At 72.2% G+C, this 20,343-nt stretch carries 17 protein-coding genes; 9 read left to right on the top strand and 8 right to left on the bottom strand.

From position 1 onward, the window contains the following. The 3 genes from ACS04_RS24935 to ACS04_RS24925 form a co-directional block, all read right to left on the bottom strand. Positions 1–1,764, bottom strand: coding sequence for a BCCT family transporter (locus ACS04_RS24935; protein WP_398021976.1), 1,764 nt, complete (start codon positions 1,762–1,764; stop codon positions 1–3). A 681-nt stretch (positions 1,765–2,445) separates the two neighbouring features. After that, positions 2,446–2,601, bottom strand: a complete 156-nt coding sequence (locus ACS04_RS38690) for a DUF6131 family protein (protein WP_167352601.1) — start codon at positions 2,599–2,601, stop codon at positions 2,446–2,448. A 203-nt stretch (positions 2,602–2,804) separates the two neighbouring features. Next, positions 2,805–3,935, bottom strand: coding sequence for an NADH:flavin oxidoreductase (locus tag ACS04_RS24925; protein WP_048478988.1), 1,131 nt, complete (start codon positions 3,933–3,935; stop codon positions 2,805–2,807). 186 nt (positions 3,936–4,121) lie between these two features. Between ACS04_RS24925 and ACS04_RS24920 the strand changes: the two genes are divergently transcribed. Beyond that, the gene (locus ACS04_RS24920; protein WP_078865275.1) at positions 4,122–4,595 is read left to right on the top strand and encodes a MarR family winged helix-turn-helix transcriptional regulator; all 474 of its coding nucleotides are present in this window, start codon (positions 4,122–4,124) and stop codon (positions 4,593–4,595) included. 13 nt (positions 4,596–4,608) lie between these two features. On the opposite strand, the gene ACS04_RS24915 is transcribed toward ACS04_RS24920, so the two are convergent. Next, positions 4,609–5,127 (bottom strand): cupin domain-containing protein, encoded by a 519-nt coding sequence (locus ACS04_RS24915; RefSeq protein ID WP_209441768.1) that lies wholly within the window; start codon positions 5,125–5,127, stop codon positions 4,609–4,611. Positions 5,128–5,357: 230 nt separating this feature from the next. Further along, positions 5,358–6,752 (bottom strand): alpha/beta hydrolase family protein, encoded by a 1,395-nt coding sequence (locus ACS04_RS24910; RefSeq protein WP_048478987.1) that lies wholly within the window; start codon positions 6,750–6,752, stop codon positions 5,358–5,360. Between the two features lie 225 nt (positions 6,753–6,977). On the opposite strand from ACS04_RS24910, the gene ACS04_RS24905 reads away from it, so the two are divergent. The 3 genes from ACS04_RS24905 (at position 6,978) to ACS04_RS24895 (ending at position 10,019) form a co-directional block, all read left to right on the top strand. Then, positions 6,978–7,553: a SixA phosphatase family protein gene (locus ACS04_RS24905; RefSeq protein WP_048478986.1), complete on the top strand. Its 576-nt coding sequence runs from the start codon at positions 6,978–6,980 to the stop codon at positions 7,551–7,553. Between the two features lie 50 nt (positions 7,554–7,603). Next, positions 7,604–8,041 carry a VOC family protein gene (locus ACS04_RS24900; RefSeq protein WP_048479008.1) on the top strand — a complete coding sequence of 146 codons (438 nt, stop codon included), beginning with the start codon at positions 7,604–7,606 and terminating at the stop codon, positions 8,039–8,041. A gap of 145 nt (positions 8,042–8,186) precedes the next feature. Continuing rightward, positions 8,187–10,019, top strand: coding sequence for a glycoside hydrolase family 15 protein (locus tag ACS04_RS24895; protein ID WP_048478985.1), 1,833 nt, complete (start codon positions 8,187–8,189; stop codon positions 10,017–10,019). A 51-nt stretch (positions 10,020–10,070) separates the two neighbouring features. On the opposite strand, the gene ACS04_RS24890 is transcribed toward ACS04_RS24895, so the two are convergent. After that, positions 10,071–10,346, bottom strand: a complete 276-nt coding sequence (locus ACS04_RS24890) for an isoamylase early set domain-containing protein (RefSeq protein ID WP_048478984.1) — start codon at positions 10,344–10,346, stop codon at positions 10,071–10,073. 236 nt (positions 10,347–10,582) lie between these two features. Beyond that, positions 10,583–11,815 carry an MFS transporter gene (locus tag ACS04_RS24885; protein ID WP_048478983.1) on the bottom strand — a complete coding sequence of 411 codons (1,233 nt, stop codon included), beginning with the start codon at positions 11,813–11,815 and terminating at the stop codon, positions 10,583–10,585. 412 nt (positions 11,816–12,227) lie between these two features. On the opposite strand from ACS04_RS24885, the gene ACS04_RS40110 reads away from it, so the two are divergent. From ACS04_RS40110 to ACS04_RS24865, 4 genes are all read left to right on the top strand, one after another. Continuing rightward, complete coding sequence (locus ACS04_RS40110; RefSeq protein WP_158977490.1) at positions 12,228–14,060, top strand: IPT/TIG domain-containing protein; 1,833 nt, start codon at positions 12,228–12,230, stop codon at positions 14,058–14,060. 189 nt (positions 14,061–14,249) lie between these two features. Continuing rightward, positions 14,250–15,053, top strand: a complete 804-nt coding sequence (locus ACS04_RS24875; protein ID WP_048478982.1) for an alpha/beta fold hydrolase — start codon at positions 14,250–14,252, stop codon at positions 15,051–15,053. Further along, entirely contained in the window at positions 15,053–16,339 is a 1,287-nt protein-coding gene (locus tag ACS04_RS24870; RefSeq protein ID WP_048479006.1) for a PP2C family protein-serine/threonine phosphatase, read from the top strand. Before ACS04_RS24875 ends, ACS04_RS24870 begins: the two co-directional genes overlap by 1 nt. Further along, the gene (locus ACS04_RS24865; RefSeq protein WP_048478981.1) at positions 16,336–16,674 is read left to right on the top strand and encodes an STAS domain-containing protein; all 339 of its coding nucleotides are present in this window, start codon (positions 16,336–16,338) and stop codon (positions 16,672–16,674) included. The genes ACS04_RS24870 and ACS04_RS24865 overlap by 4 nt, the downstream gene beginning before the upstream one ends. A 77-nt stretch (positions 16,675–16,751) precedes the next feature. Here ACS04_RS24865 and ACS04_RS24860 read toward each other — a convergent pair whose 3' ends face one another. After that, positions 16,752–19,202, bottom strand: coding sequence for a SpoIIE family protein phosphatase (locus tag ACS04_RS24860; protein ID WP_048478980.1), 2,451 nt, complete (start codon positions 19,200–19,202; stop codon positions 16,752–16,754). 171 nt (positions 19,203–19,373) lie between these two features. On the opposite strand from ACS04_RS24860, the gene ACS04_RS24855 reads away from it, so the two are divergent. After that, a complete protein-coding gene (locus tag ACS04_RS24855) occupies positions 19,374–20,339 on the top strand; it encodes an LLM class F420-dependent oxidoreductase (protein WP_048478979.1) in 966 nt (321 codons plus the stop codon). Positions 20,340–20,343 lie beyond the last annotated feature (4 nt).

Raw genomic sequence — 20,343 nt, 5'->3', positions numbered from 1 at the left:
TCAGGGGGCCGGGGGCGGGGTTCCCGGGTCCTTGCCGTCACGGTCGTCCCGCGGTTTCCCCGCCGCTTCGTCCTGGGCCGGGCCGATGCGGATCTCGAAGTCGCCCGCGTACTTCTCGTGGCCCGCGATCACGGCGTCCTCCACCGCCTCCTCGGCGAGCCGGCCCCTGATGATCAGCGGGTCCCTTCGGAGGTCGCGCAGGAGGGCCCAGCACATGCCGATCATCACCAGGACGAAGGGGGCCGCCACGAGGATCGTGAGGTGCTGCAGACCCGCGAGGGCGTCTCCCTTGCCTTGACCGACGAGCAGCATGACGGCCGCCACCCCGCCCGTCACCACGCCCCAGAAGACGACGACGAACCGGTCGGGTTCGAAGCTGCCCTTCTGGGAGAGGGTGCCCATCACGATCGACGCCGCGTCGGCGCCGGACACGAAGAAGATGCCGACCAGGACCATCACGAGCAGGCTCATCACCCCGGCGATGGGGAACTCCTGGAGCACCCCGAAGAGCTGCGCCTCGGGCGTGGTCGCGCCGCCGAGGCTTCCCTGCTCCTTCAGGCGCATGGCGGTGCCGCCGAAGATCGCGAACCAGACGAGGCTCACGGAGCTGGGCACCAGGATGACGCCGCCCACGAACTGCCGGATCGTACGGCCCCGGCTGATGCGGGCGATGAACATGCCGACGAACGGGGTCCAGGAGATCCACCAGGCCCAGTAGAAGACGGTCCAGCTGCTCAGCCAGTCGGCGACGTCACCGCCGCCCGTGGAGGCCTCCGTGCGGCCGACCAGCTGGGGCAGCTCCTCGAAGTACGCGGCGAGGGAGGTGGGGATCAGGTCGAGGATCAAAATGGTGGGGCCGACGACGAACACGAAGATCGCGAGGACGACGGCCAGCACCATGTTGATGTTGGAGAGCCACTGGATTCCCTTCTCCACGCCGGACACGGCGGAGAAGACGAAGCAGACCGTCAGGACGCTGATGATGGCGACGAGCAGCCCCGTCCCGGCCTTGTCCAGCCAGCCCACCTCGTGCATGCCGCTGCCGATCTGGAGCGCGCCGAGTCCCAGGGAGGTGGCCGAGCCGAACAGCGTGGCGAAGATCGCCAGGATGTCGATCACCCGGCCGGGTGCGCCCTCGGCCCGCTCCTTCCCGAGCAGCGGGACGAAGACGGCGCTGATCGTCTGCCGCCGGCGGCGCCGGAAGGTGCTGTACGCGATGGCCAGGCCCACCACCGCGTAGATGGCCCACGGGTGCAGCGTCCAGTGGAACAGGGTGGTGGCGAGTGCCGTCTGCATGCGGTCCGCGGCATCGGCGGGGTCGGTGCCCGGCGGCGGGGTCGTGAAGTGTGCGAGGGGTTCGCTGACCCCGTAGAACATCAGGCCGATGCCCATGCCGGCGCTGAACATCATGGCGACCCACGAGACGGTGCTGAACTCCGGCTTCTCGTGCTCCTGGCCCAGCTCGATCCGTCCGTACCGGCTGATGGCGAGCCAGAGCGCGAAGACGACGAACCCCGAGGCGGCCAGGACGAACGCCCAGCCGCCGTTGTGCATCAGGCCGTTCAGCAGTGTGTCGGAGACGCTTTCCAGCGAGTCGGTGGCCGTGACGCCCCAGATCACGAAACCCAGGGTCAGTACGGCCGTCACGCCGAAGACCACCCGGTCGGTGACGGGGGCCTTGTCCTCCTGTGGATGACGGCCGGGCAGGGCCGCCTTGACGGGCAGCCTCGGCTTCTGCCGCCGTGTGCGTTGCTCCTGGGACACAGGTGCCACCCTTCGCGATCATGGCCGGATTCGGCTCCTGCTATCCCGTACCACGGCGCACCCGCCCGGTCGTGTGTGACTCGCCCGGCCTGCGCCGTTCCAGGAAGGCGGCTTCTTCGGGCCCGGCGGCGGCGCTCGACGCCCCGCACCGTGCCGTGCGGCGCACATTCGCGGTCGCGGACGGGGTTTGGGCTTCGCGATCGGGGACACACGCGTCGATGACGGTGGCACGTCTCGCCGGGCCGGCGACCATCGCGGCCGGTGATCGTAGGCGGCACCCCTTCCCCCCCCGGGTGCCGTCTGCGGGCCACCCGACACGGTCAAGCTCCGCCGTCCCGCCGCACGGCACAGCCTGCGGCCGCGTCCACGCCTTCCCTCGGACCGGCCGGGCCAAGCCCCCGGCGCCCGCTGACCACACAGCGGCCCCCGGGCCGCCGACGGGACGGCGACCGCGGTCGGGCGACCGCGGTCGAGGAAGACCGTACCGATGTGCCGCTCACCTGCCCCGCCCCCCAGCCACTGAGCGAAGCCCCGCCCGCCGCGGGCATCGGCCGCGGTCACGGCTCCGTCCGGCCCGCACGCGGCGGAGTGAGCCGCTCACCCGTCCGAAGAGGCGCGCTCAGGCGCTCCGCCGGGTCGTTCAGCCGCCCGGCGAAGCGCCCGCGTTCCGCGTGGGGATCGTCACCAATAGTGCCGTCGACCCCCCACCGCGTGCCCCACCGCGCCAAGCACCCAGAGCACCAGACCCACCAGGAGGAGGATCAGGCCGATCGTCCACAGGATCGATATGCCGAAGACGAAGCCGAGAATGAGCAGAATTACGCCGAGGACAATCATGAGGACCTCCATGTCCTGCCAGAGCGGGGACCTCCTGCTTCTACCCATTTCTGCAGTTTCACGCCTTTTCGGGACCATGTGGACGGTCCCGGTGGCCCCGGCGCGGCGCGCTGGCCTCCGGCCGGCACGCGAACGCCCCGCGACGTCGGCGGGCCGGCGTCAGGGGGCGTACTCGGAGCGGTCCTCCGGCGGCCGGGTGGCGGCTACCGGCTGAGCGACTTGAGCGCCGCCGGATCGTACGGCTTCAGCTCGTCGAAGCGGTTGCCGAGGACCTTCGCCGCCCAGTGCGGGTCCTGGAGCAGCGCCCGGCCGACGGCGACCATGTCGAACTCCTCGCGCTCCATGCGGTCGAGCAGGTTGTCGATGTCACCGAGCGCCGCGCCCTCGCCGGCGAACGCGCGGATGAAGTCGCCGTCGAGGCCGACCGAGCCCACGGTGATGGCCGGGCGGCCGGTGAGCTTCTTGGTCCAGCCCGCCAGGTTCAGGTCCGAGCCCTCGAACTCCGGCACCCAGTAGCGCCGGGTGGAGGCGTGGAACGCGTCGACACCGGCGGCCGCCAGCGGCGCCAGGATGGCCTCCAGCTCCTCCGGGGTCTGCGCGAGGCGGGCGTCGTAGGCCTCCTGCTTCCACTGCGAGTAGCGGAAGATCACCGGGAAGTCGGCCGCGACGCGCTCGCGGACCGCGGTCACGATCTCCGCGGCGAACTTCGTACGCGCCACCGCGTCGCCGCCGTAGCCGTCGGTGCGGCGGTTGGTCCGCTCCCACAGGAACTGGTCGAGCAGGTAGCCGTGGGCGCCGTGCAGTTCGACGCCGTCGAAGCCGATCCGCTCGGCCTCCGCGGCGGCGTCGGCGAACGCGCCGATGACGTCGTCGAGGTCGGCGCGGGTCATCGCCTTGCCGGTCCCCTCGGTGCCGTCGACGCGGATGCCGGAGGGGCCGACGGCGGGAGCGTCGGCGTACGGCGCCTCGCCCTGCTTGCGCACCATGCCTATGTGCCACAGCTGGGGGACGATCGTGCCGCCCGCCTCGTGCACGGCCGCGGCGACCTTCGCCCACCCCGCCAGCTGGTCCTCCCCGTGGAACCGCGGCACCCGGTCGCTCTGCCCGGCGGAGTCGTGGCCGACGTAGGTGCCCTCGGTGACGATCAGGCCCACGCCCGCGGCGGCCCGGCTGGCGTAGTACGCCTGCACATCCTCGCCGGGTACGCCGCCGGGGGAGAACATCCGCGTCATCGGGGCCATCGCGATGCGATTGGGAACGGTCAGGCCGTTCAGCGTGATGGGCCGGGACAGGATCTCGGCCGCGCGGGAGGCGGTGGACGTGGAGAGGGTCATGCGGGTCCTCCGGGGTTGAGGCTGTGGCTCGTCGGGGTGAGACGGCGACGAGAAGTGCATAGTACACAGCTTATGTATCATGCATATTGCATCCCGGCAGGGGTCAGCCGGCCCGCGGGTCGGCGATAATGAGGGCGCCGGAAGGAGCGGGGAGACGCAGTGCTGGAGAAACTCGAGCGGGAGCTGATGCTGCTCTCGCGGCACCAGGTGCTCGCTCGGCGCGAGCGGGATCCCGAACGCCTGGAGCGGTCGGCCTACCTCCTGCTCAGCCGGATCGACACGCAAGGCCCCATGTCCATCGGACAGTTGGCGGAGGCCTTCGGACTCGATACCTCGACGGTCAACCGCCAGACGGCCGCGCTGCTGCGCTGCGGACTGGCCGAGCGCGTCGCGGATCCCGACGGCGGCATGGCCCGCAAGCTGCGCATCACCGTCGAAGGCGGGCGCCGGCTCGCCGGAGACCGTGAGGTCAACCAGTCCTGCCTGGCCCGGGTCGTCGCGGGCTGGACCCCCGAGGAGGTGCGGGAGCTGGAGGACGTCCTGGTCCGGCTCAACCGCAGCGCCGAGGCCCTCGAAGGGCGGTACTGGCCGCGCGTGGAGGAGGGCATCACCCCCACCGCATGCCAGGAGCCGACCCCGCAGGAATCCGCAGCGCTGTGACCCGCGGCCTCGGTCAGAGGCCGGGCGGGGGCGTGAGGCCGTACCGGGAGATGACGTCGGGCAGCCAGTCGGGGCGCCCGAGCACGAGCCCGTACTTGGCGGCGAGTGCCGGTACCGCGTCCTCGGACGGCGGCCGGCCGTCGGCGAGCATCTCGACCATCTCCCGGAAGAAGTGTTCGAATCCGGCCGGACTGATGATCTCGATCATCCGGGCGGGGGCGGATCCGGCGTTCCACATCGTGTGCACTTCCCCGCGCGGCTTGGTGATGTAGCCGCCGGCGCCCAGGACGGTCTCACGGTCCCCGGACCGGAACCCGATGTCGCCTTCGGTGACGATCGAGTACTCGTCTTCCCGGGTGTGCAGGTGCGGGGGCACCAAGGCCCCGACCGGAAACGGGTGCTCGACGACGGATACCGCGCCGCCGGTGTCCTCCCCCCACAGCTTGAAGGCGACCCCGATCGAGCCGAGGAAGCCCTCGGAGCCCTCGCCGGGACGAACGATGGTGAGCGGTGGGACCGGCGGTTCTGTCATGGCGATCACTCCTCGACAGAAAGCGGAGAGGAAACGATGGTCTCCGGAACAGTCTCCGTCCCCCCACCAACCAGGATGCCCCGTCGTGGCGCCCTCCGCGCCGGGAGCAGGCGCTCACGGGCGACGAGGCGGTCGCGCCCGTGGTCGCGCCGGTGGACCCGGTCGGCGCGCCACCGGAGTGATCGGCTGGCGGGTCGGACGCCGCGGCCCCGCCGCCTTCGGAAGATCCTCTACGCGCCCAGCGTCTTGCCGAGCCAGTCGAAGACCACCTCGCAGTGCAGTTGCGGGGCCATGGGGGAGCAGTGCAGCTGGGCCCCCTGGGCCGCCGTCAGCTTCAGGTAGTCCTTGGGCGAGGTGAGGGCGTCGAACATGCGGCGCGGCTGCCCCGGGTAGAACTGCTCGCCCTCGTAATCCAGCACCAGCGTAGGCGTCTTGATGCGGGGGACGACGTCCGTGATCGACAGTGCCTTGATACGGGAGGCCGGGGTGTAGAAGTCGGTGAACAGCTTGCCCTGACGCGCCGCGAGCATGGCGGGCACGGAGAACGGTTCGAACCGCTTCTTCATCACATCGGCCGCCTCCGGGGGCAGTTCGGGGACGACCTCCTTGTTCCAGATGTCGTTCGTCTGCTGCTTGTCCGGGGTGAGGATCTTCCGGATCTCGGGCGGGAACCCCAGCCACGGCTCCACGCACCCGGGCATCGCCACCAGCGCGGCGATGCGCGTCTCGAACGCCGCGGCCCGCGGCGCGAGGTCGCCCGCCATGCTCAGGCCGGTCAGGGCGATCTTGCCGGGGTCCACGTCCGGGCGCGCCGTCAGCCAGTCGACGAGCGGCGTGACGACCCGCTCCCAGGTGGGGGTGAACACCACGCGGTCCACGAAGAGCAGCTGCCCCTGGCCGGGTCCGTCGTAGACGAGCGCGTTCCAGCCCCGCTCCAGGGCTGCGGGCACCCCGTACGTCCACATGTCGACGTTCTGGCCGTCGCTCCCGTTCGTCAGGATCACCGTCGGGCGCGGAGTGCCGGACGCGTCGGGCCGGAAGAACCACACCGGCAGCGGTGTGGTCCCGTAGGGCACCTTCGCCTTCACCGGCGCGGGGTCGCACAGGTCGCAGAAAGCGTCCCAGGCGGCGCGTCCCGCCTTGTAGAGCTGCTCCTCGCTGCCGGGGTCGTCCGAGCCCAGCACGAAGAACAGCGCCTGGCCGTAGTACTGGGCCGCGCGCAGGGCACGGAAGCGTTTGGTCTGGCCGTCGGCGGGGGCGCCCGGAGGCGCCGCCATGAGCTGGTCGCCGAGGCTGCGGAACGTCTTGACGTACGACTGGGCCGTCAGCCCGGCGCCGTTGATGGCGTTCACCGCCGTCAGGACCTCACCGACCTCCGCGGAGCCGGCGCCCGAGGCCCCGAGCGCCAGGAGTCCGTTGAAGTTGTACGAGGGGTCCTTGAACAGCGTCATCGCGCCCGGTGTGATGCCACCGCCCGCAGCCGCGGCCGGGCTGCTGGCCACCGCGGCCGGGGCGCCGGGGGCGCCGCCGCGGGCGCAGCCCGCAAGGAGCGCGGCTCCCGCGCCGGCGGTGAGGAGGGCTCGTCGCGTGGGTCCGGAGTGCGGACCGCCGTGTACGGGGCTCATGGCACCGGAGCGTAGAGCCGGACGGGAGCCCCGACCTCCCGGACCGCCGCGCCCGGAGCGAGCCGGCCACCGCTCCCACCCGCCCCTGAACAGGGACATCGCACCCCCGCGCCGCGCCCGACCGCCCTTGCGCCGTTCGGGCGGCCCGGCGGCGAGCGTGCGGACGCCCGTACGGACCCGGCCCGGGCCGACCCGACCAGGTCCCGGGGCCTCTACGCTCGGGGTATGAGGCACGGAGACGGGTCACCCGAGAGCCAGGACGTACGCAGTGCGGGGCCGCACGACACCGGGCGCCGACTCGTGATCCTGCGACACGCCAAGAGCGCCTATCCGGACGGGGTTCCCGACCACGACCGCCCGCTCGGGCCCCGCGGCGTGCGCGACGCGCCGGCGGTCGGCCGGCTCTTCGCCCGCTCCCTCGGCGTGCCGGACCTCGTGCTGTGCTCCCCGGCGCGCCGCGCCCGGGACACCTGGGACCTGGCCGCTGCGGAACTGGACCGCACACCGCCGGTCCGGCACGACCCGCGCCTGTACGCGGCGGACGCGTGCGACCTCCTCGATGTCATCCGCGAAGTCCCGCCCGAAGTGGGCACCTTGCTGCTGGTCGGCCACAACCCGGGACTGGAAGACCTGCTGCTGGTGGTCGCCGCGGCGGCCGTGGGCGATGCCCTGGAGCGCGCCCGGACCAAGTTCCCGACCTCGGCGGTGGCCGTACTGGCCCTGCGCGGCCCCTGGTCGGACCTCGGCCCGGACGCCGCGCTGCTCACGGACCTGGCCGTCCCCCGAGGCCAGGCCGTGTGACTGCCGCAAACGCTCGATCCGCCCGGTTCGGGATCGGTAGCATGCGCCGCATGGGCATCAGACTTGAGAACGTCGGCATCGCCGTTCGCGACCTCGAAGCGGCGATCTCCTTCTTCACCGACCTCGGCCTCACCGTCATCGGCCGTGACACGGTCAGTGGGGAGTGGACCGACACCGCCGTCGGCCTCGATGGCAATCACGCCCACATCGCGATGCTCCAGACGCCGGACGGCCAAGGGCGCCTGGAGCTCTTCGAGTACGTCCACCCAGAAGCGATCGAGACGGAGCCCACGCGCCCCAACGAGATCGGCATGCACCGCGTCGCCTTCTCCGTGGACGACATCGACAAAGCCCTCGAGACGGCGGCGAAGCACGGGTGCCTCCCGCTTCGCGGTGTGGCGACCTACCAGGACGTCTACAAGCTCACGTACCTCCGCGGTCCCAGCGGCATCCTCGTGATGCTCGCCGAGGAGCTGAAGAAGGACTGACGCCTGCGGTGGCGAACAATTGTTCGCTGTTGTCCCTCTCCTCGCCGCGCCGGAATCCGGGAGCGTTCTACCATGAAGGGCAAGGTCTTCTTGGTCTTCTTGGTTCCCGCCCACCCCGCCACGGCGAGGCGGCAGGGAGGTCGGCATGGAGTTCGGGAACGGAGCCGCGGGAGCGGACGGCGCACGCTACCTGCCCATCGCCCAGCACGGCCTGATCGGTGATCTTCGCACCGCCGCGCTCGTGGGAGCCAACGGCACCATCGACTGGTACTGCTGCCCCCGCTTCGACGCACCGAGCGTCTTCGCGTCCATCCTCGACGCGGACAAGGGCGGCTCGTGGGAACTGGCCACCGACATCGCGACGCGGACGCGACAGTTCTACTTCCCCGACACCAACGTCCTGATCACGCGGTTCTACGCGGAGGACGGGGTGGCGGAGATCCAGGACTTCATGCCGGTCGTCGACGAGTCGCGCGAGGCGTCCCGGCACCGGCTGATCCGCCGAGTGATCTGCGTCCGCGGCTCCCTCCCCTTCAGGACGCGCATCGCCCCCCGCTTCGGCTACGGCGCCGAGCCGCACACCGTACGCGTGCAGGGCCACGAGGCCGTCTTCGATTCCCCGTCGATCTCGCTGGCGCTGACCTCCACCGTGCCGCTCGAAAGCGACGCCACGGACGTGTGGTCGCACTTCAAGCTCCTCGAAGGCGAGTCCGTGGTCTTCGCCCTCGACAAGATCAGCGATGACGTCCGCCCGCTGGCGTGTCCGCACGCCGAGGCGGAGGAGCAGTTCGAGGCCACGGTCCGGTTCTGGCGCCGATGGCTGAGCCAGTCGCGCTACCGCGGCCGGTGGCGGGAGATGGTCCACCGCTCGGCGCTGCTGCTCAAGCTGCTCACCTATGCGCCGACCGGTGCGATCGTGGCCGCACCGACGACCAGCCTGCCCGAATGGGTCGGCGGCGAGCGCAATTGGGACTACCGGTACGTCTGGGTCCGCGACGCCGCCTTCGCGATCTACGCCATGCTCCGCCTGGGTTTCACGACCGAGGCGGAGGCGTTCATGGGCTTCCTGTCCGACCGGGGCATCATGCGGGGCGTCGGGCCCACGGGCCCGCTGCAGATCATGTACGGCATCGACGGACGCACCGAGCTGCCCGAAACCGAGATGTCCCACCTCGAAGGGCACCTGGGATCCGCTCCGGTGCGGGTGGGCAACGCCGCCACCGAACAGCTCCAGCTGGACATCTACGGCGCGCTGATCGACTCGGTCTACCTGTACGACAAGTGGGGCCGGCCCATCAGCAGCGACCACTGGGACGAGGTCGACGCAGTGGTGAACTGGCTCTGCGACCACTGGGACCAGCCCGACGAAGGGGTCTGGGAGACCCGCGGCGGCCGGCGGAACTTCGTCTACTCGCGGCTCATGTGCTGGGTCGCGATCGAACGGGCCATCCGGATGGCCAACCGGCGCGGCCTGCCGGCCGATCTTCTGCGCTGGCAGCGGAACCGGGACGCGATCTACCGGCAGATCATGCAGCAGGGCTGGTCGGCGAAGCGCGGAGCGTTCGCCCAGGGGCTGGGGGACGACGTACTCGACGCCGCGGTGCTGATGATGCCGCTGGCCAAGTTCATCTCGCCCACCGACCCGAAGTGGCTCTCGACCCTGGACGCGCTCACCGCGGACCTGGTCTCCGACTCGCTGGTCTACCGCTACGACCCGGAGGTCAGCCCGGACGGCCTGCGGGGCTCCGAGGGCACGTTCTCGATCTGCTCCTTCTGGTACGTCGAGGCGCTCACGCGCGCCGGACGTCTGGAGGAGGCCCGGCTGGCGTTCGAGAAGATGCTGACCTACGCGAACCACGTCGGCCTCTACGCCGAAGAGATCGGCCGCAGCGGAGAACAACTGGGCAACTTCCCGCAGGCGTTCACCCACCTTTCGCTGATCAGCGCGGCTTTCAACCTCGACCGCGCCCTCGGCTGAGTCCATGGGCGCACCGTCCGGTGAGCCCACGAGCGTGGACCGGCGAGGCGCTCAGGTGTGGAGGCGGCTGTTGGTCCCGTCATGTCCGTCGGCGTGCTCGTCGTTGAACCAGTAGTCGCCGGCGGCGAGGTAGCGGAAGGAGTGCGCGCTGTGCGCGGGCAGGGACACCTCGGCCGCGCGGGTGCCGTCGCCGCGGGGCTGGAGGGGGTGGGCGGCCGGGTTCCAGTGGTTGAAGTCCCCGACGACGCTGACCGGGCCGTCCGGGTTGCTCTCGGGCAGGACGAAGGTGACCTTGGTGCGGCCTCTGGCCGACTTGCGTTCCAGCACGGTGTTCTCCAGCCGTAGGTGGTGGGGCGGATGCGCGGGTGGTGGGGGAGTGCCGGTTCCGGGTCCGTGCGGGGCCCGGCCGGGGTGGCTTCTTCGCCGGCCGGGCCCCGCGTGCGTGGACCTCACCTCGCCCTGCCACCGTGCCACGGCCCGGCCCGCACCGCCCGTACGGAGCGGGTACGCGTATGCCATTGGGGGACGGGCGGGGTGAGGCCGACGGGACGGTGCGGTCACCTCTACGGGCGTCGGCCGAGCACGGGGAGGGGCTCCGGGGCGGGCGCCGCCGAGGTGGGCTCCAGGTTCCGCATCCGGCCGTACGCGTACACGCAGCCCGCGAGGGCGAGGTCGGACAGGAGCATGAAGCCGATGGAGTACGAGCCCTTCGCGCTGTAGACGGCGCCCATCAGCAGCGGGGGGACGAACCCCCCGAGGCCGCCCACGGCGCCCACGATGCCGGTGACGCTGCCGACCCGTTCCTGCGGTGTCACCTGCGAGACGAGGGCGAAGACGCTGCCGCCGGCCGCCCCGAGCCCGGCCGCCATGAGGAGCAGGGCGAGGGTGCCGAGGGGGTACAGCGGGGGATCGAAGGCCTGGACCACCGCGAAGAGCGCGACGAGGGCCAGCGCCCCGGCGGTGACGAGAGCCGGGTGGAACCGGTCGGACAGCCGGCCCCCGACCGGCCGGAAGACGACGGTGACCAGCGCGAAGCCGGCCGCTTTGGCGCCCGCATCGGTGGGCGACAGCTCGTACCACGTCTTGAGGTAGGTCGGGAGGTAGACCCCGAACGCGACGACCCCGCCGAATCCGATCGCGTACAGGGCGGACAGCTCCCAGGTGACCCGCAGCCTCCCCGCGCCGACCAGCCGGGCGGAGAGCGGGGCGGTGGGGACGGGCCGGCCGGGGCGGTCGGTGATGAGGAAGGCGGCGGCGACGGCGAACGCGGCCAGTGCGATCGCGACGACGAGGAACGGGAGGTTCTCGCCGTGTGCCGCCATCCGGGGCGTGAAATATCCCGAAAGGGCGACACCTCCGGTCCCCATGCCGAACACGCCGAGGGCGAAGCCCCGGCGGCGGGGCGGGAACCAGGAGTTCACGAGGGGCACGCCGATCGCGAACGTGGTCCCGCCCAGGCCGAGGAGGAACCCGGCCAGGAGAACCCACCCGTAGCTGTCGCGGGTGGGAATGAGGAGCAGCACCGGGACGATGGTCAGCGCCGCGACCAGGGGGAAGACGACGCGTGCGCCGTACCGGTCGGTGAGCGCGCCGGCCGGGATGCGGCCGAGTGACCCGACCAGGACCGGGACGGCGACCAGGACCGCCTGCTGGAAGTCGCTCAGGCCCAGCCGGTCCTTGTAGCCGGCGGCCAGCGGGGCGATGAGGTCCCACGCCCAGAAGGTGAGGGCGAAGCCGACCGTAGCGACGGCGAGGTTGCGGTACGCCCCGGCGGGAGGTTTGGCTTCCGTCTCCATGGCGCCAGTCAAAGCGAATTCGTCCGGCCCGTCGCCCGGACTGGGCCATCAGTGGCCCCGACCGGGTCGCGGGGCCATCACCGACCGAGAGCGTGCGGGCCGTCCCCGGCCGTGATGATGTGGCCGGCGTGCACGGGAGACGGGAGGACATCGGCCTCGCCCCACCTACTCCCTCCCGGCACGGGGAAGGACGTGATTTCGGGTTTCTCCCTCACCGCGCGGCGCCCGCTGCGATGCTTCCGCCGTTGTCGCCGGGCCCCGCTCGCACGCGTGGTCCGGCGACACCGGCGAACGCGGGCGGCGCCACGGGGATCGGCGCGCCGGTTCGTCGTGCCGGAGCGCCCGGCAGCGGCTTTCCGGGAGACTTCGCCTCCGGTCGCGGCCGGGCGGAACTGAGGAGGGGGAGATGCCGATGTCATCGAAAGGGTTACTCCGCGGACCGAGAACCCGCTGGCGCGACCGGCTGCTGGTCCTGACCGCGTCGTCCGCGCTCGCTGCGGGCGGTCTCACCGCCCTGGCGCTTCCGGCAGCGGCCGAAGGGGTGTGCGCCGCCCCCGCCGTCGCGGACGGCATCACCACGATCACCTGCACGGCGGGGGGCTCCGGAAGCCTCACCGTGCCCGAGGGAACCACCGGCGCCGTGGTCACCCTCGACGGCGCCGGAGGCGGCAACGCCTATGACGGCACACCCGGCGGCAAGGGCGCGCACCTGGTGGCGAGCCTGCCCACGCCCCCCGGGCAGACGTTCAACGTCACCGTCGGCCGCCGCGGCGCCAACGCGGCGGCGAATCCGCAGTTCGGCGCACCCGGTTCGGGCGGAGCCCTCGTCGCGGTGACCACCGACGCCAACGCCCCCCTGCTGACGGCCGGTTCGGGCGGCGGCGCGGGAGGCCCGGGCATCGGCTCCCCGTCCTACCGGGGCGGCGCGGGCGGGGACAGCGGCAGCGCCGGAGGCGACGGCAACGGCCTGGTCCCGGACGCACAGGGCGGTACGGGCGGCGGCCCGGGCACCGCCACCGCCGGCGGTGCCGCGGGCATCGGGGGGCCGGGCACGGACAATGAGGGCGCGAACGGTTCTCCCGGCGCCCACCCGAACGGCTCCGGCGGATCCGCCCCACAGGGCGTCTACAACCCGACGGGGGCCGGCGGCCGCGGTGGCGCCGGGTACGGCGGCGGCGGCCGGGGCGGAGCCGGCGGCCGGTACGGAACCACCGGTGGCGGGGGCGGCGGCGGGGGCGGCGGATCCAGCCTGGTGTCCGGCACCCTGCCCGGCTCGCCGGTCACCCTGACCGAGGGAGCCAACGCCGGGGACGGCCGGATCGTGTTTGCCTTCCTCCCGGAGGCTCCCACGCTCACCGGCGTCAGCCCGGACACCGGTCCCGCCGCGGGCGGTACGTCTCTCACGCTCACCGGCACCCACCTGACCGGCGCCACCCTCGCCTTCGGCCCGGGCAACCCCGCCACCGGCGTCACCTGCACCCCGACCTCCTGCACCGCCACGGCCCCGGCCGGCACCGGCACGGTCGACATCCGGGCCACCACGCCCGGCGGTACCAGTGCCACGACCCCCGCAGCCCGCTACACCTATCTCCCCGTCCCCGTCGTGACCTCGCTCAGCCCCACCTCGGGCACCACGGACGGCGGAACCGTCGTCACCGTCCACGGGACCGGCCTGAGCGGCGCCACGGCGCTCACCTTCGGCCCCGGCAACCCGGCCGGCGCCCTGTCCTGCACCGCCACCACCTGCCTGGCCACCGCACCCGCGCATGCCTCGGGCCCCGTCGACGTGCAGGTCACCACCCCGGGCGGTACCAGTGCCGCATCCCCCGCAGCCCGCTACACCTACCAGCTCCCGCCCGCCGACATCGACGTGGACCTGACCGCACAGCCGGGCCTGAGCCTGCTCGTCCCGTACCTCTCCTACACCATGACGGCCCACAACACCGGGCCCGGTACGGTCACTTCGGCCACCCTCACCGCTACCCTGCCGCCGGGCTCCTCGGCCACCTCCCTCGCTCCGGGGTGCACCGCCACGGGCGCCACCGTGACCTGCGCCTTCGCAACCATCGCCGCCGGCGCGGCCCCGGCCAAGACCTTCCGGGTGCCGCTCGGCCTGCTCTCGCTGGGCCGCGTCTCGGTCACCGCCACCCGCACGGTGTCCGCCCCGGCCGACCCCGACCCGCTCGACGACAGCGCGACCGCCACCTGCACGGTCGTCTCCGTCCTCCTGGCCACCTGCCCCTGACGCGCCAAGGGCCCGGGCACGAAGCGGAGGCGAACGAGGCCACCCGCGCTCGCGCCCGGGCCCGGGGCCGCAGGGGGCCGGAGACCCAGGTCCTCCTCCCGGCGGGCGGCCGAGCCCCATGCGCCCGGGGGTCTCGGCCCGTTCACGGCCCGTTCACGGTCCGTGCCCGGACCCTGCGAGACTGCGCTCATGGATATCGCCAGGAGGAACAACGTCAGCGTCACGGGCAACCCGCAAGGGCCCGTGGTGGTGCTGGCGCACGGGTTCGGCTGTGACCAGAACATGTGGCGGCTCACCGTGCCCGCCCTCGCCGACGACTACCGCCTGGTGCTGTTCGACTACGTCGGATCGGGAGGCTCCGACCCGTCGGCGTTCTCCGAGGCCCGCTACGCGTCCCTGGAGGGGTACGCCCAGGACGTCGTCGAGGTGTGCGAGGCGCTGGACCTGCGCGACGCCGTGTTCGTGGGTCATTCGGTCAGCGCGATGATCGGAGTACTGGCCGCCGAGAGGGCACCGGAACGCATCGGTGCGCTGGCGATGGTCGCTCCCTCCCCGCGCTACATCGACGACGTGGACTACCACGGCGGATTCAGCGCCGAGGACATCGACGAGCTGATGACGTCCATGGAGGCCAACTACCTCGGCTGGTCCGCCGCCATGGCCCCCGCCATCATGGGCAACGCGGAGCGGCCCGAGCTCGGGGAGGAACTCACCGCCAGTTTCTGCGCCACCGACCCCGACATGGCCCGCGTCTTCGCCCGGGCCACCTTCCTGTCGGACTCCCGGGAGGACCTGAAGAAGGTGGACGTCCCGACGCTGATCCTGGAGTGCACCCAGGACGTCATCGCACCCCGCGAGGTCGGCGCCTTCGTCCACGGGGCGATTCCCGGCTCGACCCTGGTGACCCTCGGCGCGACCGGGCACTGCCCCCACCTGTCCGCGCCGGAGGCCACGAACACCGCCCTCTCCGGCTTCCTGGCGGGGCTGCGGTGATGTGCGGGACCGGGCACCTCTCGGGGGCGCACGGAGCCGACCGTCCGGAAGAGGGCGGGGAGGAATCCCAGGCCGTGTTCGCGGCGATGCTCGAGGACAGCGCCGAGGACCTCTACGAAAGCGCCCCGTGCGGCTACCTGTCCACGCTCATGGACGGCACCATCGCGAAGATCAACGCGACCCTCCTGGACTGGCTCGGCCTGCCACGGGAAGCGCTGGTGGGCCGCAGACGCTTCACCGATCTGCTCACCGTCGGCGGCAGGCTCTACCACGAAACGCATCTCGCACCCCTCCTGCGCATGCGGGGCGAGGTCGGCGGGATCGCCCTGGAGATCAAGAGGGCCGACGGGGGCCGGCTGCCCGTGCTCGTCTCCTCCGTCGTCAAATACGGTGAATCCGGCGACCCGCTGCTGATCCGCACCACCGTCTTCGACGCCCGCGACCGGCGGTCCTACGAAGAACAGCTCCTGCGGGAACGGAAGGCGGCGGAGGAGGCACGCCGCGAAGCCGAAGCCGACCGGGCCCGGCTCCAGGACGCCCTGGCCGTGCTCCAGGCCTCGCTGCTGCCCGACAGCCTGCCCCGGATCGCCGGAGTGGAGGCGGCCGCCCACTACCGCACCGCCTCCCCGGACCGGCTCGGCGGCGACTTCTACGATCTCTTCCCCATCGACGGCAAGCGGTACGGGTTCTTCCTCGGCGACGTGTGCGGCAAGGGCCCCCGGGCCGCGGCGGTCACCTCGCTGACCCGCTACACCCTGCGGGCCGCCGCCCTGCACGACCCCGACCCCGTATCCGCACTGGCCATCCTCAACGAGGCCCTGCACGAGCGGTACAGCGCGGGAGACCCGCGCTACTGCACCGCCATCTTCGGCACGCTCGAACACGACCCCGTGTCAGGCCAGGTGGCCATCACCCTCGCCGCGGGCGGACACCCTCCGGCCCTCGTCCTGCGCGCCGACGGCACGGCCTCCTTCCTGCCCACCCCCGGCGGCCTCCTCATCGGAGTCCTGCCCGCCGCGCACTTCACCTCCGTCACGACCGTCCTGTCGCCCGGTGACACGCTTCTGCTCTACACGGACGGCATCACCGAAGCCCGTACCGGCGCGGACCGCAGCGCCCTGTACGGAGAGAAGGCCCTGCGCGACTTCACCGCCGGCCACGCCGGCCAGTCGCCCCAGGCCATCGTCAAGGCACTGGCAACATTGCTGGACGGCTTCGGTGCCGGCCTCGACGACGACACCGCCCTCCTCGCCCTCGGCGCCCCTACGACCGGAAGCCTGAAATGAGCCCGCTGCGCATCACCGTTCTGGACGCCGCGACAGGTCCCCTCCTGAAAGTCGCCGGCACCCTCGACTACATCACCGCCCCCCAAGTCCACGACCTCCTCACCACCCTCACCCTCCGCCCGGGCGGGCGCCTCGTCATCGATCTGGAGCACATGGACTTCTGTGACTCCAGCGGCATCAGCGCCCTGATCGCCGCCTACAACCACGCGGTCGCCCACGGGGCCGTCATCGCCCTCGCAGCCGTCCCCGTCCACACCCTGCGCATCCTCCGGCTGGTGGGCCTGGACCGGGTCTTCGCCATCCACCCCGACACGGAGACCGCCACGGGAACCTGAACCGCCGTCGCACTCCGCCACGCCGGTTTCCCTCATCCCGACGTCCCAGCACGCCGCGCAGCGGGTGCGGCGCCCTGCTACCCGCCGTGGGCGAGCCGCTCGCGCGGCGCCAGCGGAACCTCGGCCCACACCTGCTTGCCGCTGCTGAGCGGTACCGACCCCCACGACGCGGTCGTCGCCTCGACGATGAGGATGCCGCGGCCCCCGGTCGCCGACCAGTCGACGTCCCCGGGCTTGACCGGGCTGCGCGGCGAGGCGTCGTTCACGGCGATGCGCAGCCGGTCCGCGGAGAGGGTCAGGTCCAGCCGTACCTCGCCCTGCGTATGGGCGAGGGCATTGGTGACCAGCTCGGACACCACCAGCAGAGCGACGTCCACCTCCTCTTCCACACCCCACGAGCGCAGGGCGCGCGCGGCGAACCGCCGGGCGTGCTGGACGGCGTTGGGGAGCCGCCAGACGGTCCAGTTCGTCCGCATCGGCCGGGTGTCGGTGCCGTCGTAGCGCAGGAGCAGCAGCGCCACGTCGTCGTCGCGCCGGTTGACGCCCGCGAGCAGTTCGTCGGCCATCATCCCCGGGTCGGCGGGGTCCGCCGTGGCCAGTGCGTCGCGCATCCGCCGCATTCCCTCCTCCAGACGGAGGTTGGACGACTCGACCATGCCGTCCGTCAGCAGGGCCAGCACGCTCCCCGGCGCAAGGCCGAGCTCCGTCATGGGGAATTCGGCGTCCGCGACCACTCCCAGGGGCGGCCCTCCCTCGACCGCCAGTTCCTCGGCCCGCCCGTCCGGGTGCCGCAGGATCGGTTGCAGGTGGCCGGCGCGGACGAACCAGGCGATGCCCTCCTCCATGTCCAGGTCCACGTACAGACAGGTGGCGAACAGGTCCGTCTCCATGCCGACGAGCAGCCGGTTGGCCCTCGCGATGACCACGTCGGGCGGATGCCGCTCCACCGCGTAGGCCCGCACGGCCGTCCGGATCTGGCCCATGATGGTCGCGGCGCCGGCGCTGTGGCCCTGCACATCGCCGATGACGAGCGCCACGTGGCCGTCGTTCAGTGGGATGACGTCGTACCAGTCGCCGCCCACTTCGAGCCCCACGGTCGCGGGCAGGTACCGGGCTACGGCCGTTCCGCCGGGCAATGGGGGCAGTTTGCGCGGCAGCAGGCTGCGCTGGAGCATCGTGGCGAGTTCATGGCCCGCGTCCAGGGCGTGGGCGCGCATCAGCGCCTGCCCCACCAGCCCGGCGGTGGCGGTCAGGAGCGAGCGCTCCTCCGGCCCGAACCGGTGCTCCCCGTCCCATCCGACGAGGCAGACCCCGACCATGCGGCCGTCCGCCGGCAGGGGCAGGACCGCGAGCCCGCCGGGCCCGATGCCCGCCAGGGCGGGTTCGAGGTCGGCACCCGGCGGCCACAGGCTCACATGACCCTCCCGGATCGCGTTCTGCAGCGTGGGCAGGTCGTGCATCGAGGCGTCCGGCCACTCGGAGCGCCATTCGGAGCGCCACATGTCCGGCCAGGCGCGCGGTTCGGGAGGGTCCAGCACGGTGATCACGAGCCGGTCGGCCTCCAGCTCGGCGACAGCCACCCGGCCGGCGTCCAGCGGGTCGCGCAGCGAGTTGACCACGATCTGGCTGACGTCCCTGATGGTCGTCGCGCCGGCCAGCTTGGTGGACAGCCGCTGGACGACGGAGACCTCGTCGGCGCTCGGACGCAGGTAGGAGGCGTCGGCCACGACGCCGAGCACGCGCGTGGGGGTGCCTTCGTCGTCCGTCGTCACCCGGCACCGCAGGCCCAGCCAGCGCAGCTCTCCTCCCGGCCTGCGGATGCGGAACGCCAGCTGCTGCGGCTCCGTCGTGAGCCCGTCCGGCTCCAGTACGGCCATCAGCGCGGGAACGTCGTCCGGCACGGCGCTCGCGAGCAGCATCTCCACGGTGCCGCCGAACCGGTCGGGCGGGATGCCGAGGAGCTCCAGTACGCGGGCGTGCGCCTCCAGGCGGCCGGAGGCGAGGTCCAGGATGAACGCGCCGCCCCGCATCGGTACCAGGCTGTGCCCCAGAACGGGGCGGGGCGCCGCACGCCCGGGCGCGTGGGCGGCCGCCGATTCGAGTCCGGCGGCCACCTGGTCGGCGTACAGCTCCAGCAGGCTCCGGCAATCGCTGCTGAAGCCGTCGTCGACCTCGCCGGCGACGACCAGGCAGCCCAGTTCCCTGGCACCGTGCCCGAGCGGCAGGGCGCCGAGCGAGAACCTGGCCGGCGACACCCTGGCGGATTCCTCCCCCACCCGGCCCGGGAAGTGGTGCGGGTCCTCCTCCACGTAGGCGGCGAGCGCCTTCGGGGTCAGCCACAGCGGGCGGCCCGTACGGTAGGCCTCGGCGGCCGGGGAGTGCCCGTCCACGGAGAGGACCGCGGGCAGCCCGTAGAGCATGGAGCGGTTTCCGGTCATCTCGGCCAGATGGAGTTCCCTGCGGCCTTCGGCGAGTACGTAGACAGCGGCCAGCTCCGCCCCGCAGAACGCAAAGTGCTGCCTGGTCACGATCCGTAGTGCCCTCCTGCGCGGGCAGCCGCTGTCGACCGCCCTCCCACCACCTGCCCATGGTCACCCCGCCCGACCCGGGGTGCGACCCGGACGGGCGGGGCGACGAGGGGGCCGGTGCCGGTCGGCCCGGAGGCGGTTGAACGGCTCGGAAACGGTAATGCGCCCGATATGGCAAAAATCGGGTACACGATGATGACCGAGCAGGCCGGGCCGAGGGACCTCGTGGCGCACGTGGTGGCCGCGGAGCGGGCGGGATTCGACTTCTCCGTCATCTCCGACCACTCCTTCCCCTGGCTGGAGTCCCTAGGGCACGCGCCCTACGCGTGGAGCGTCCTGGGCGCCGCGGCGCAGGCCACCTCCCGGATCCCGCTCATGACGTATGTGACCTGTCCGACCTTCCGTTACCACCCTGCGGTGATCGCGCAGAAGGCGGCCACCGTGCAGCTCCTGTCCCAGGGGCGCTTCCGCCTGGGCCTCGGCTCGGGCGAGAACCTCAACGAGCACATCATCGGCGCGGGCTGGCCCGCCGCCCACGTCCGCCTCGACATGCTGGAGGAGGCCGTGGAGATCATCCGCTCCCTGTTCGCGGGCGGATACGTCAGCCACCACGGCGCCCACTTCGACGTCGAGAACGCCAGGCTCTGGGACCTCCCCGAGGATCCGCCCCCGATCGGGATCGCCGCTTCCGGCGACCGTTCCTGCGAGATCGCGGGACGCCACGGCGACCTCCTGATCGCCACCGAGCCGAAGCAGGGGCTGGTGGCCTCGTTCGGCGGGTACGGAGGCGCCGGCAAGCCGTGCGTGGGGCAGCTGCCGGTCTCCTACGACCCCGACCGCGACGCGGCGGCGGCCCGAGCGCACGAGCAGTTCCGCTGGGCGCTCGGCGGCTGGAAGGTCAACGCGGAACTCCCCGGTCCCGCGGGCTTCGCCCAGGCCTCGCAGCACACCCGGCCCTCGGACGTCGCCGAGGCCATCCCCTGCGGCGATGACGTCGACGCCTTCGTCGAGGCCGTGCGCCCGTACGTCGACGCGGGATTCACCGAGATCGCCCTGGTCCAGATCGGCGGAGACCAGCAGCTGCCCTTCCTCGACTGGGCCGAGAAGAAGCTGCTGCCGGCCCTGCGGGAGCTGTGAGACC

Origin of the sequence: Streptomyces roseus, assembly GCF_001044425.1 — a bacterium.
Taxonomy (GTDB): Bacteria; Actinomycetota; Actinomycetes; order Streptomycetales; family Streptomycetaceae; genus Streptomyces; species Streptomyces roseus.
Note: the sequence above shows the minus strand (reverse complement) of the source record. Positions and strands in the feature narration are given on the sequence as shown.

Bases quoted from the DNA above. Each gene is read 5' to 3' on its own strand.
- ACS04_RS38690 (WP_167352601.1), bottom strand. From the start codon at position 2,601: ATGATTGTCCTCGGCGTAATTCTGCTCATTCTCGGCTTCGTCTTCGGC.
- ACS04_RS24925 (WP_048478988.1), bottom strand. From the start codon at position 3,935: ATGACCCTCTCCACGTCCACCGCCTCCCGCGCGGCCGAGATCCTGTCC.
- ACS04_RS24920 (WP_078865275.1), top strand. From the start codon at position 4,122: ATGCTGCTCTCGCGGCACCAGGTGCTCGCTCGGCGCGAGCGGGATCCC.
- ACS04_RS24915 (WP_209441768.1), bottom strand. From the start codon at position 5,127: ATGACAGAACCGCCGGTCCCACCGCTCACCATCGTTCGTCCCGGCGAG.
- ACS04_RS24910 (WP_048478987.1), bottom strand. From the start codon at position 6,752: ATGAGCCCCGTACACGGCGGTCCGCACTCCGGACCCACGCGACGAGCC.
- ACS04_RS24905 (WP_048478986.1), top strand. From the start codon at position 6,978: ATGAGGCACGGAGACGGGTCACCCGAGAGCCAGGACGTACGCAGTGCG.
- ACS04_RS24900 (WP_048479008.1), top strand. From the start codon at position 7,604: ATGGGCATCAGACTTGAGAACGTCGGCATCGCCGTTCGCGACCTCGAA.
- ACS04_RS24895 (WP_048478985.1), top strand. From the start codon at position 8,187: ATGGAGTTCGGGAACGGAGCCGCGGGAGCGGACGGCGCACGCTACCTG.
- ACS04_RS24885 (WP_048478983.1), bottom strand. From the start codon at position 11,815: ATGGAGACGGAAGCCAAACCTCCCGCCGGGGCGTACCGCAACCTCGCC.
- ACS04_RS40110 (WP_158977490.1), top strand. From the start codon at position 12,228: ATGTCATCGAAAGGGTTACTCCGCGGACCGAGAACCCGCTGGCGCGAC.
- ACS04_RS24875 (WP_048478982.1), top strand. From the start codon at position 14,250: ATGGATATCGCCAGGAGGAACAACGTCAGCGTCACGGGCAACCCGCAA.
- ACS04_RS24870 (WP_048479006.1), top strand. From the start codon at position 15,053: ATGTGCGGGACCGGGCACCTCTCGGGGGCGCACGGAGCCGACCGTCCG.
- ACS04_RS24865 (WP_048478981.1), top strand. From the start codon at position 16,336: ATGAGCCCGCTGCGCATCACCGTTCTGGACGCCGCGACAGGTCCCCTC.
- ACS04_RS24855 (WP_048478979.1), top strand. From the start codon at position 19,374: ATGGCAAAAATCGGGTACACGATGATGACCGAGCAGGCCGGGCCGAGG.